Raw genomic sequence first — 11,580 nt, forward strand, 5'->3', positions numbered from 1 at the left:
ACATCGACGCGCCGATGCGCGGCGCGAAGCCTTACGTCCCGGTCACTTTCCAGTTCAGGTCCGACACGGTGGTTGTCATTCCCGAGCCCGGCTGCAAATCCTTACCGTTCATCAAATGGATGACGTTCTGGCCGTTGCGTTGATTGCGCCAGAAAATATCGGCCTTGCCGTCGCCGTTGTAGTCGCCGCTGTTGACGATCTGCCAATTCTGATCGGCCTCGGTATGGACCAAATCCACCGAGGTCGGCGCCGCCGCGCTCATGGTCCACAAGTAACACTGGCCGGTTACGCGATGGCGCCAATACAGGTCGCTGCGGCCGTCGCCGTTGAAATCCGCGATCGCCGCCACGCGGAAATTCTGATCGTCCACGCCTTGGACGCCGCCGGAACCGGGGAGCTTGTTGAACCCCGACATCAGGTGCATGAAGTTCTGGCCGGTGACGGTATTGCGCCAGAAAATGTCGGCGTAACCGTCGCCGTTGAAATCGCCGGCGCCCACCACCGTCCAATTCATGTCCGGCTCGCGATGCACGGTTGCGACGTCGCGCGGCATGACGCCATTCATCAGCCACACGTCGTTGGTGCCGTTGACCATGTTGCGCCAATACAGGTCGGTGCGCCGGTCGCCATCGAAATCGCCCAGGGCGACGATCTTCCAGTTCAGATCGGCCACGGTGATCGAGAGCCCACCGCCGATCACCCGATCGCCGTTCATCAGATGGATGAACACCTGGCCGGTGACGACGTTGCGCCACAGCACATCCAGACGGCCGTCGCCGTCGAAATCGCCGGAACCGACCACGGTCCACGACTGATCCGGTTCGCGATGCACGGTCGCCGAGCGCGACAGCGCCGCGCCGGACATGAACCACAGATCGTTGTAACCGGTGGCCGCATTGCGCCAGTACACATCGGAACGGCCATCGCCATCGAAATCGTTGCGTACGTAAAGCTTGGCCGCGCGGAACGTGGCCATGATCGGAATAGTGGCGGTCAAGGTGCGCGCGTTGTCGGCGTTGTCGGCGATACCGCAAGCCTGCCCGCCGCAGAAGGTGATGCGGGGATTGGAGAACACTGAGTAGCCGTCCTGGCCTTCGTCGCCATACGCCATGATGGTGTGGAAGCCGTTCGCGCCGCCCTGCTTGTAGCCGAACGAATACGCGAACGCGCCATACGCCAAGGTGCCGCTGGAACTGGCGGTGGCGCGGTCGTGCTGCGCGCCCATGTTGTGGCCGATTTCATGCGCCAAGGTATCGTCGGTGCAGAAATAGGTCGTGCCTCCCGGGCCCGGATCGCGGCCGTCGCTGACCACCGAATACGCCGAACCTTCGTTGCGCGTGGTGTAAGACTGCTGTCCGCCGCCGATCAACCAGGCGATACCGCAGCCGCCGTTGGTTTGCTGATCGAACTTGCGCACCAGCGACACTACGTCGGCGCCGTACTGATCGCGCGCGGCGCGCAGGGCGTTGAAGGCGGGATCGATCGCGACCGAATTGGTGCCGGTCAATTTATCCAAGGTGCTGCCGTTGCTGGTGTCGTCGCGATAGTTGACCTGCACGGTCCCGACCAAACGCAGGCGCGCGTTGATCTGACTGTTGAGGTATGCGGTGTTGGCGACTTCGATCAGGAAGTTGATTCGGGTGACCGCCTGCGAGGAACCGCCCAACTCATTGGCGAAGCCGTTGGTGTATCCGATCACCGCATCGACGATGGTCGCGGCGTTGGCGGACTGCGCCGCGGCGGCGCCGACCGGCAACAGGCCGGTCGCGGCGCTGGATACGCCCGCGGCGGCGGTGGGAATCCGGTAATCCGGCTCGGTCGGCCGGGTGATGTGGTTGTCGATCAAAGCGATCTTGGCCGGATCGGTTTCGACCAGCCAAGCCTTGCCGTCGCGAATGGTCAAGCGCAACGGCGCCTTGCCCGGCTGGGCGATACGGCCGAACACGGCGTGTTCGCCGAAGGTGATGATGGCCTGATCGGAGGCGGCGCCGTTCTCGCTGCGCCCGACCCAGGTCCAGTCGCCCGAGGTGTGTTCGATATGGCGCTCGAAGCGGAAGTCCAGTTTCTCGCCCGAAGGCGCGGTCAGACTCAGGCGCCCGCCGGCGATCGCCGATATCGCGTGCGCTTCGCTGATATCGGCGCGGTGCCAGGTGTAAGCGCCTTCGCTCACCGCCGCACTGTGTCGCGGATAGGCGACCAGATCGCCGCGATCGGGCATCCCGGCAAAGCCCGGGGCGATCGCCCGGCGGCTCAACAACGCCCGAGCCTTCGGCAGGCTGGACCGCGCGGCGGCGGAGGGCGTGAGGGCCGAAGCCTGCGTCTGCGGAGCGCTTCCGACCGCGGTTACCGCCTCCTTGCCGGGATCCGACGACGTACAACCGGCCCCGAGAAGAGCCAAAACACCTGCGTAAACGAGCTTGCGCATAAATACAGAACCGGCCGGGAAACGAAAACCGAGGCATCCTGCATGCACATTCCCCAGACTTCAATACTCCAACGCCGGTTTTTGCCGCAGATTTAGCCACGCTACGCGCAAACGGCGAAGGTGCTTGCGATCCACGACAGAGTGAACGCGCGATTGCCGCTATTCAGCATCGAAACGATACGACGCCGGATTGACGCTGCTTAAGCTTCGCCGAGCCCCGCGCGAGTCGACGGTCGATACCCTCCCCGCCGACCCACGCCCCAGGTCGGCCGACGACGAACGGTCGTGCCCATGGCGCGAGTGGCCGGAACCGACGTGAGCACGGCTCCGAATGAGGGCAGCGCGGGACCTGCGCCGGACCACCCAGCACTGTGATGCGCATTGCATTTTTCCCAACGCGAAGCAGGACCGAAAGACCGCTCGGCGGCGCAATCGGCGCCGCTCGCCACGCCGCCGCGCCCGGCTTATAGCGGCCGCTCGGGCAATACCGCCACAATGCGCTGGTTGTCTGCCCACACTTGCCTTGCGCCATGAGCCCACTCGCTGCGCGGATCGCCATCGCCGGCCCCGCCCCACTCGCCAAGCGCGTACGTTCGCGCGGGCAGACCCTTCTCTTCGCGACGCAGCGTGGACGCGCCGATCGGTGAGCTCGCGCGTCGTCATCATCCAGTCGAACTACATCCCGTGGAAGGGTTACTTCGATCTGCTCGCCCACGCCGACCGGGTGGTGTTGCTGGACAGCGTGCAGTCGACCAAGAACGACTGGCGCAATCGCAATCAGATCAAGGCGCCCGGCGGCAAGCTGTGGCTGACCGTTCCGACCCGGCATTCGACCCGCATCCGCATCAGCGAGGTCGAAATCGCCGCCGCCGGATGGAGCCGCAAACATCTGGCCTCGTTGCGCAACAGCTATGCGCGCGCGCCGTTCGCCGCCCGCTATCTGCCGGAGTTGGCCGAGTTGTACGCGCAGGCCGAAGCCTGCCGGCATCTTTCCCAGGTCAACCGCATTTTCATCCGCTACTTCGCCGACACGCTCGGGATCCGCAGCGAGTTCGTCGAGGTCGAGTCGCTGCTGTCTTACCCCGAGCACGATGCCTTCGACCCGACCCAACGGCTGGTCGAGATCTGCAAACGCGTCGGCGCCGGAACCTATTTGAGCGGGCCGTCCGCCCGCAGCTACCTGGACGAATCCCGCTTCGCGCAGGCCGCTATCGCGGTGCGGTGGTTTGGCTATGATGGCTATCCGCCCTACCCTCAGCTGCACGGCGATTTCGACCCCGCCGTGTCCATCGTCGACCTGTTGCTGATGACAGGCCCGGACGCCCGCAAGTACGCGCTGCGCAATTGACCGACGCTTTCCGATGGAATCCAAGATGACCGCGAACATCCCTTACCGCCCCAGCGACGTGGTCGCCGCCAACGTGACCGTGCACAGCGCCATGGCCGCCACCTACAACGAGCGCGAGCCGCATTTCCGTCCCGAAAACCAGGCCAAAGTCCGCCAGGCGCTGCAAGCGCTGGCCAGCGACACCGGCGGCGGGCGCTTGCTCGACCTGGGCTGCGGTACCGGCTTCATCATCGACCTGGCCAAGGACCTGTTCGAGCGGATCGACGGCGTCGACATCACTCAGGCCATGCTCGACCGGGTCGATCTGTCCAGCGGCAACATCACCCTGCACAACCGTCAATGCGAGGACCTGCCGTTCGCCGACGGCACGTTCGACGCGGCGACCGCGTATTCGTTCCTCGACCATCTGGCCGACTATTCGCTGGTGCTGAAAGAGGCATATCGCACGCTGCGCACGGGCGGCAAGATGTACATCGACCTGCTGCCGAACAAGCACTTCTGGGACGAAGTCAACCGGGTCGGCGAACGCGACGGCCTGCAAGGCATCGACTCGGCCCTGGTCGAGCGCGAAGTGCGGATGCTGACCTCGCAGCACGAAATGGTCGAGCGCGACTACGGCATCGACGGCCAGGCCTTCCTCGCCGCCGAGCCGTGGAAGACCGCCACCCGCGGCATCGACTCGCGCGAGTTCGCCCGCATCGCCGGCGACATCGGTTTTTCGAAGGTCGACATCAGCTTCCAGTGGTACCTCGGCCAAGGCAATGTGCTGCATGGCCAGGGCCAACGCGAAGCCGACCTGGTCGAAAATTATTTGCGCTCGGTGCTTCCGATCTCCGAATCGCTGTTCAAGTACCTGCGCGTCGTACTGACCCGTTGACCGCATGAACGCCAACGTCTATCGCAGCGAGATCGAACGGGAAATCCGCGACAACGGCTTCGCCGTGGTCGGCCCGCTGGTCGATCCGGACACCGTCGCGCAGATGCGCGCGGCCCTGGAGATCGCCGTCGCCGGCGACATCCAGCGGTGGTCGGACAACCCTTGGTACAAGGACCACTGGATGGTCCACAACCTGCTGCAACGCGATCGGGTGTTCCTGCGTTTTCTCGATAACCCGCTGATGCACGAATACCTGTCGCGGCTGCTGTCGCCGTCGTGCATCCTCTACGCCTACACCTCCTCGAGCCTGCCGGCCAACGGCTCCAATCTCTCGCGTCGGATCCATGTGGATTCGCAAGCCGAGGCGCAGGGCTACGCGACCAATATCGGCGTGCTGTTGGCGCTGGACGATTTCAGCGACGACAACGGCGCGACCTATTACCTGCCCGGATCGCACCTCAGCCTGGAGGTTCCCGGCAACGAGGCGTTCTTCGAACGCGCGGTGCGGGTCTACCCGAAGGCCGGCGAAGCGGTGATCTTCAACGCGCGTACCTATCACTACGGCGGCACCAACACCACCCAGACGCCCAGACACGCGGTCACCCTGAATGTCTGCCGTCACTGGATGAAACAGCGCTTCGACTACCCGCGCATGCTCAGCAATGAGCAACTGAGCGAGCTCGGCCCCGTCGGCCGGCGTTTTGTCGGCATGGACAGCCGCACTCCCAGCAGCCTGGAGGAGTACTACGTCGCGCCGGAAGACCGCTTGTTCAAGGGCGGACAATACTGAGATGCCCGCGATGGCCAGCACGCTTTCGATTCTGGTGCCCGTTTACAACAACGCGGCGTTCCTGCAGGAACTGTACGCGCGCACGGCCGCCGCCCTGACCGAGTCCGCGATCGATTTCGAGTTGATCCTGGTCAACGACGGCAGCCGCGACCGCTCGTGGGAGATCATCCGCGAACTGGCCGCGGCCGACACCCGGGTCAAGGCGCTGTGCCTGAGCCGCAATTTCGGCCAGCACGCGGCGATCTCGGCCGCGCTGGAACACGCGTCCGGCGACCGCTTCGTGCTGATGGACGCCGACCTGCAGGACCGCCCCGAACTGATCCCGCAGTTGCTCGCCGAATTGGCCAAGCCTGGGCACGACATCGTCTACACCCTGAAGGAAGGCGGCGAAGAGGGAATGTTTCGGCGCATGACTTCGCGCGCGTTCCACAGCTTCGTCGGCAACAGCACCGGCTCGCACGCCGCCGCCAACATCGGTACCTTCCGCGCCTTCAACCGCAGTGTTGCCAGCGCCTTGTTGAACTACCGCGAACGCGCGGTGGTGTACGGCCCGTTGATGCACACCATGGGCTACCGGACCGCGTTCGTGCCGGTGCCGCGCGACGCGCGCATCGGTTCGTCCAGCAGCTACACCTTCGCCAAGCGCTTGGCGCTGGCGCTGCAGAGCATCGTCTCGTACTCGACCCTGCCGCAGAAACTGCTGCTGTGGACCGGCAGCTCGATCTGCCTGCTCAGCATCGCCTATCTGGTGGCGATCATCGTCCAGTACCTGCTGGGCTACGACGGCCTGCCGCAGGGCCTGACCTTGCTGGTGGTGCTGGTGCTGTTCCTGATCGGCATGGTGATGGTCGGCCTGGGCGTGCTGGCGGCCTACATGTTCCTGATCTACCGGGAGATCCTCGACCGGCCCCGCTACCATGTGCAGCAAGCCATCAACCTGGATTCGCCATGACTGTCCGACCCGAAGCCGGCGAGATTTACCTGGACACGCTCAACGAGGGCGATGCGGCCACGCTGCATCTGTGGCGCCAGGATCCGGACGTCAGCGAAGGCTCGTTGGCCTATCCGTTCGCGACCGGCATCGAGGCCGAGCGCGAATGGATCCGTTCGTTCGCGCCGCAGGGCACGCCGCGCGATCTGTGCTTGGCGGTCCGCGCCCGCGGGTCGGATGCGTTGTTGGGCTACTGCCAATTGCGCGCAATCGACTGGATCGCGCGGACCGCGGAGTTCGGCATCGTGATCGGCCCCGCGCAATCGCGCGGCCGCGGCCTGGGCAAGCGCGCGCTCGCGCTCACCCGCGACTATGCGGTCGGCCGCCTGGGCCTGCGCCGGCTTTGGCTGCGCGTGGTCGCGTTCAACAGCGCGGCGATCGCGTTGTACGAAAGCAACGGTTTCGTACTGGAAGGCCGCATGCCGCGCCACGCGCACAGCCGCGGCGGCCTGCACGATGTGTTGATTTATGGCTGGGAAGCGCCCGCGCGCCCCGCTGCGGACGCGGATTGAACCGAGGCCATCCGATGCATCCCCGCCTGATCGATCACGCCTGGATCCTGCTGACCGTGGCGTTCGCCACCTACAGCCAATTGATCATGAAATGGCGCATGTCCAACGCGGGCCCCTTGCCCAGCGGGCTGGCCGACAAGTTGCTGGCAGTGCTGCAGATCACCCTGCAGCCGTGGGTGCTGTCGGCGTTGTTGGCGACGTTCCTGTCCGGGCTGTGCTGGATGGTCGCGTTGACCAAGTTCGAACTCAACTACGCCTTTCCGTTCACCGCGCTCAATTTCCTCATCATCTATCTGGCCGGCACTTTCATCTTCGGCGAGCACAGCTCGGCCGGCCGGCTGATCGGCACCGTCGCGGTGCTGGTCGGCGTGCTGTTGATCGTGGTGTCCAATTCGGAGCCCAAGTAATGGCTCAGATCACCGGCGGGATACGGCGATTGCTGTCCAGCCCGATCGTCTACGACGCGTTCCAGGCCCTGCTCGGCGGAGACGCGGCGCGGCGCGAGATCGCCGACACCTACTTCAAGGCCCGCCCGGGCCATGTCGTGGTCGATGTGGGCTGCGGCACCGCCGAGATCCTGAATTTCCTGCCGCAAGGCATCCGCTATTACGGCTTCGATCTGGAGCAGGCTTACATCGACTCCGCGCAAGCGCAGTTCGCCGGCCGCGGCGAGTTCTATTGCCAGGACGTGACCTTGCTCGAAGCCGGACGCATACCGCCGTGCGAACTGGCGATTTCCTTCGGCGTGCTGCACCACCTGGACGACGACGGCGCCAGCCGCTTGATCGACAATCTGTACGGCCGGCTGGCCGAGGGCGGGCGCCTGGTCACGATCGACCCGGCTTTCGAGCCCGGACAATCGGTATTCGCCCGCGAAATGATCCGTCGCGATCGCGGCCAGAACGTGCGCTCCGGCGAGGGTTACTCGGCGCTGGTGTCCAGCCCGTTCCGCGACAAGCGCCTGACCGTACGCCACGATCTGCTGCGCATTCCCTATACCCACGCGATCATGGAATGCACGAAGTGAAGATTCCCTTCAACAAGCCGCACATGACCGGGCGCGAGCTGGATTTCATCGTCCAGGCCCACGCCAACACCCACCTCTCCGGCGACGGCCCGTTCACCAAGCGCTGCCACGCCTGGCTGGAAGCCCGCACCGGCGCGCACAAGGCGCTGTTGACCCATTCGTGCACCGCGGCGCTGGAAATGGCCGCGCTGCTGATCGACCTGAACCCCGGCGATGAAGTCATCATGCCGTCGTTCACCTTCGTCTCCACCGCCAACGCCTTCGTGTTGCGCGGCGCGGTGCCGGTGTTCGTCGATGTGCGCGCCGATACGCTCAATCTCGACGAACGTCTGATCGAAGCGGCGATCACCCCGCGCACCAAGGCGATCTGCGTGGTCCACTACGCCGGCGTGGCTTGCGAGATGGACACGATCCTGGACATCGCCGCGCGCCACGGCCTGCGGGTGATCGAGGACGCGGCGCAAGGGATTTATTCGACCTACAAGGGCCGGCCGCTGGGCGTGATCGGCGAGCTGGGCGCGCTGAGCTTCCACGAGACCAAGAACGTCATCTCCGGCGAAGGCGGCGCGCTGCTGATCCGCGACGCCGCGCTGGCCGAGCGCGGCGAAATCATCCGCGAGAAAGGCACCAACCGCAGCAAGTTCTTCCGCGGACAGGTCGACAAATACACCTGGGTCGATATCGGCTCCTCGTTCCTGCCCAGCGAGTTGATCGCCGCGTTCCTGGCCGCGCAGATCGAAGAAGGCGAAGCGATCACCCGGCGGCGGCTGGCGATCTGGGATCGCTACCATGCCTGGGCGGAAAAACACGAAGCCAGCGGCGTGGCGCGCCGCCCGGTGGTGCCGGCCGAATGCGTCCACAACGCGCACATGTACTACCTGCTGATGCCCGACCTGGAATGCCGCGCGCGCTTCATGGCGCGGATGAAGGAGATCGGCGTCGGCACGGTGTTCCACTACATTCCGCTGCACAGCGCGCCGGCCGGAATGAAATACGGCCGCGCGGTGGGCGAGCTGAGCGTCACCGATTCGATCAGCGAACGCCTGGTGCGCTTGCCGATGTGGGTCGGCCTGGAGGATCACCTGGATGAGGTGTTTCACGAGGCCGATGCGGCGATAGCGGCGCTCTGACCGCACCAACAAAAAGGCCGCCCCAGGGCGGCCTTTTCGCGCGTTGCGCCATCGCGATCAGGCGCTGAGCAACTCCACCCCAGTCTTCTCGCGCAACTCATCCGCGCTCACGCCCGGCGCCGACTCCACCAACACCAGACCGCGCTCGGTCACGTCCATCACCGCCAGTTCGGTGATGATGCGGTTGACCACGCCCAGGCCGGTCAGCGGCAAGGTGCACTCGGGCAGAATCTTGTGTTCGCCGCTCTTGGCGGTGTGCTCCATCAACACCACCACGCGCTTGACCCCGGCGACCAGATCCATCGCCCCGCCCATGCCCTTGACCATCTTGCCGGGCACCATCCAGTTGGCCAGATCGCCCTTGGCGGTGACCTGCATCGCGCCGAGGATGGCCAGATCGATGTGGCCGCCGCGGATCATCGCGAAGCTGTCGTGGCTGCCGAAATAGCTCGCGCCTTGGCGCGCGGTGACGGTCTGCTTGCCGGCGTTGATGAGGTCGGCGTCGACCTCGGCCTCGGTCGGGAACGGGCCGATGCCGAGCAGGCCGTTTTCGGACTGCAGCCACACGTCCATGCCTTCGGGAATGAAGTTGGCCACCAACGTCGGCAAGCCGATGCCGAGATTGACGTAAGCGCCGTCGGTGAGTTCCTGCGCGGCGCGCTGCGCCATTTCGTCTCTGCTCCAGGGCATTTCGAATTCCTTAAAGAAAATGGACGCGGGGTCAGGCGCGCACGGTGCGCTGTTCGATGCGCTTCTCGGGCGCGGCGTTGACCACGATGCGGTCGACGTAGATGCCCGGCAGATGCACGTGATCGGGATCGATCGCGCCGACCTCGACCAGTTCCTCGACCTCGGCGATGCACACCTTGCCGGCCATCGCGCAGGCCGGATTGAAATTGCGCGCGGTCTTGCGGAACACCAGATTGCCGGCCTTGTCGGCTTTCCATGCCTTGACCAGCGACACGTCGGCCTTCAGCGCGGTTTCCATGACGTAGTGGTGACCGTCGAACTCGCGGGTTTCCTTGCCCTCGGCGACGATGGTGCCGTAGCCGGTGCGGGTGAAGAACGCCGGGATGCCGGCGCCGCCGGCGCGCAGGCGCTCGGCCAGGGTGCCTTGCGGGTTGAATTCGAGTTCCAGTTCGCCGGACAGGAACTGGCGTTCGAATTCCTTGTTCTCGCCGACGTAGGACGAAATCATCTTCTTGATCTGGCGCGTTTCCAGCAGCAGGCCCAGGCCGAAACCGTCGACGCCGGCGTTGTTGGAGATCGCGGTCAGCCCCTTGGCGCCGCTGTCGCGCAACGCGGCGATCAGCGCTTCGGGAATGCCGCACAGGCCGAAGCCGCCGACTGCGAGGGTCTGATCGTCGGCGACGACGCCCTCCAGCGCTTGCTTGGCACTGGGGTACAGCTTGTTTTTCGCGGCGGTGGCCTGGGCCATGGGACAGCTCCATTGCGGGATGAGCGCAGTTTAACGCGGCCGTGGGTCGGGACGTAGCGGACTTTCGGGCAATGGCGCCACAATGCCTTGATTGTGTGCCGACGCTAGACTTGCGCCATGAGCCGACTCGCCCTGGTCACCGCCATCGCCACCGCCGCGCAGGACGAAGACCTGCCGCTGCTGCACGCCGCCTGCCTGGAACAAGGCCTGCACGCCGAGATCCGCGCCTGGGACGACCCCAGCGTGGCCTGGGCGCGATACGACGCCGTATTGCTGCGCTCGCCCTGGGATTACACCGAACGCTTCGATGAATTCAGCGCCTGGTGCCAACGGGTCGACGCCCAGACCCGGCTGCTCAATCCGTGGCCGGTGGTGCACTGGAACGCCGACAAGCACTACCTGGCCGACCTGGCCGCGCGCGGCGTGCCGGTGGTGGCCACCGCCTTCGTCGAGCCGGACATGGACCCGTTGCCGGCGCTGCAGGAGTTTCTGCTCGCCCACCCGCAGGCCGAGGAGTTCGTGGTCAAGCCGGCGATCAGCGCCGGTTCGCGCGACACCCAGCGCTACGCGCGCGCGCAGGAGTTCGCCGCGGCCAATCACATCGCGCGGCTGCTCGACGAAGGCCGCAGCGCGATGCTGCAGCCGTATCTGGTCTCGGTCGATCGCGACGGCGAAACCGCGCTGATCCATTTCAACGGCGCGTTCAGCCATTCGATCCGCAAGGGCGCGATGCTGCAGCGCGAGGACGCGCTGAATCTGCGCGCGGTGGAGCGGATCAACCCGCGCCAGGCCGGCGAGGACGAACGCGCGCTGGCCCTGCATGCGCTGACCGCGACCACGGCGCGGCTGGATCTGGAAGAACCGCTGCTGTACGCGCGGGTGGATCTGATCCGCGACGGCGACGGACAGCCGCAGTTGCTGGAACTGGAACTGTGCGAGCCCTCGTTGTTCTTCGCCCACGATCCGGGCAGCGCGGGGCGGTTCGCGCGGGTGTTGCAGGAGTTGCTGGCGACACAAGCCGACGGCTAAGTTTCGATTCCGA

General features: G+C 65.3%; 12 protein-coding genes. 9 read left to right on the forward strand and 3 right to left on the reverse strand.

Going from position 1 to position 11,580, the window contains the following annotated elements; all coding sequences use genetic code 11:
* Positions 1-31 precede the first annotated feature (31 nt).
* Positions 32-2,254, reverse strand: a complete 2,223-nt coding sequence (locus V7787_RS44035; protein ID WP_336094004.1) for a reprolysin-like metallopeptidase — start codon at positions 2,252-2,254, stop codon at positions 32-34.
* Positions 2,255-3,068: 814 nt separating this feature from the next.
* Here V7787_RS44035 and V7787_RS44040 point away from each other — a divergent pair.
* Genes V7787_RS44040 through rffA form a run of 8 tightly spaced genes read left to right on the forward strand, consistent with a single transcriptional unit; the run spans position 3,069 to position 9,100 of the window.
* Entirely contained in the window at positions 3,069-3,773 is a 705-nt protein-coding gene (locus V7787_RS44040) for a WbqC family protein (RefSeq protein WP_336094006.1), read from the forward strand.
* A gap of 25 nt (positions 3,774-3,798) precedes the next feature.
* Complete coding sequence (locus V7787_RS44045) at positions 3,799-4,650, forward strand: class I SAM-dependent methyltransferase (RefSeq protein ID WP_336094008.1); 852 nt, start codon at positions 3,799-3,801, stop codon at positions 4,648-4,650.
* 4 nt (positions 4,651-4,654) lie between these two features.
* A complete protein-coding gene (locus tag V7787_RS44050) occupies positions 4,655-5,440 on the forward strand; it encodes a phytanoyl-CoA dioxygenase family protein (protein WP_336094010.1) in 786 nt (261 codons plus the stop codon).
* Positions 5,441-5,450: 10 nt separating this feature from the next.
* Positions 5,451-6,392: a glycosyltransferase family 2 protein gene (locus V7787_RS44055; protein WP_336094012.1), complete on the forward strand. Its 942-nt coding sequence runs from the start codon at positions 5,451-5,453 to the stop codon at positions 6,390-6,392.
* Entirely contained in the window at positions 6,389-6,943 is a 555-nt protein-coding gene (locus V7787_RS44060; RefSeq protein WP_336094013.1) for a GNAT family N-acetyltransferase, read from the forward strand. The genes V7787_RS44055 and V7787_RS44060 overlap by 4 nt, the downstream gene beginning before the upstream one ends.
* Positions 6,944-6,957: 14 nt before the next feature.
* On the forward strand, positions 6,958-7,350 hold the full coding sequence (locus tag V7787_RS44065) for a hypothetical protein (protein WP_336094015.1): 393 nt from the start codon (positions 6,958-6,960) through the stop codon (positions 7,348-7,350).
* Entirely contained in the window at positions 7,350-7,970 is a 621-nt protein-coding gene (locus tag V7787_RS44070) for a class I SAM-dependent methyltransferase (RefSeq protein ID WP_336094017.1), read from the forward strand. Before V7787_RS44065 ends, V7787_RS44070 begins: the two co-directional genes overlap by 1 nt.
* Entirely contained in the window at positions 7,958-9,100 is a 1,143-nt protein-coding gene (rffA, locus tag V7787_RS44075; protein ID WP_336094019.1) for a dTDP-4-amino-4,6-dideoxygalactose transaminase, read from the forward strand. The genes V7787_RS44070 and rffA overlap by 13 nt, the downstream gene beginning before the upstream one ends.
* Before the next feature lie 57 nt (positions 9,101-9,157).
* Here rffA and V7787_RS44080 read toward each other — a convergent pair whose 3' ends face one another.
* Positions 9,158-9,790 (reverse strand): CoA transferase subunit B, encoded by a 633-nt coding sequence (locus V7787_RS44080; protein ID WP_336094021.1) that lies wholly within the window; start codon positions 9,788-9,790, stop codon positions 9,158-9,160.
* A 31-nt stretch (positions 9,791-9,821) separates the two neighbouring features.
* Positions 9,822-10,538 carry a CoA transferase subunit A gene (locus V7787_RS44085; RefSeq protein WP_336094023.1) on the reverse strand — a complete coding sequence of 239 codons (717 nt, stop codon included), beginning with the start codon at positions 10,536-10,538 and terminating at the stop codon, positions 9,822-9,824.
* 117 nt (positions 10,539-10,655) lie between these two features.
* On the opposite strand from V7787_RS44085, the gene V7787_RS44090 reads away from it, so the two are divergent.
* Positions 10,656-11,567 (forward strand): ATP-grasp domain-containing protein, encoded by a 912-nt coding sequence (locus V7787_RS44090; protein ID WP_336094025.1) that lies wholly within the window; start codon positions 10,656-10,658, stop codon positions 11,565-11,567.
* Positions 11,568-11,580: the final 13 nt, after the last annotated feature.

The sequence above is a fragment of the Pseudomonas sp. CGJS7 genome, assembly GCF_036961695.1.

Bases quoted from the DNA above. Each gene is read 5' to 3' on its own strand.
- V7787_RS44045 (WP_336094008.1), top strand. From the start codon at position 3,799: ATGACCGCGAACATCCCTTACCGCCCCAGCGACGTGGTCGCCGCCAAC.
- V7787_RS44050 (WP_336094010.1), top strand. From the start codon at position 4,655: ATGAACGCCAACGTCTATCGCAGCGAGATCGAACGGGAAATCCGCGAC.
- V7787_RS44055 (WP_336094012.1), top strand. From the start codon at position 5,451: ATGGCCAGCACGCTTTCGATTCTGGTGCCCGTTTACAACAACGCGGCG.
- V7787_RS44060 (WP_336094013.1), top strand. From the start codon at position 6,389: ATGACTGTCCGACCCGAAGCCGGCGAGATTTACCTGGACACGCTCAAC.
- V7787_RS44065 (WP_336094015.1), top strand. From the start codon at position 6,958: ATGCATCCCCGCCTGATCGATCACGCCTGGATCCTGCTGACCGTGGCG.
- V7787_RS44070 (WP_336094017.1), top strand. From the start codon at position 7,350: ATGGCTCAGATCACCGGCGGGATACGGCGATTGCTGTCCAGCCCGATC.
- rffA (WP_336094019.1), top strand. From the start codon at position 7,958: ATGCACGAAGTGAAGATTCCCTTCAACAAGCCGCACATGACCGGGCGC.
- V7787_RS44080 (WP_336094021.1), bottom strand. From the start codon at position 9,790: ATGCCCTGGAGCAGAGACGAAATGGCGCAGCGCGCCGCGCAGGAACTC.
- V7787_RS44085 (WP_336094023.1), bottom strand. From the start codon at position 10,538: ATGGCCCAGGCCACCGCCGCGAAAAACAAGCTGTACCCCAGTGCCAAG.
- V7787_RS44090 (WP_336094025.1), top strand. From the start codon at position 10,656: ATGAGCCGACTCGCCCTGGTCACCGCCATCGCCACCGCCGCGCAGGAC.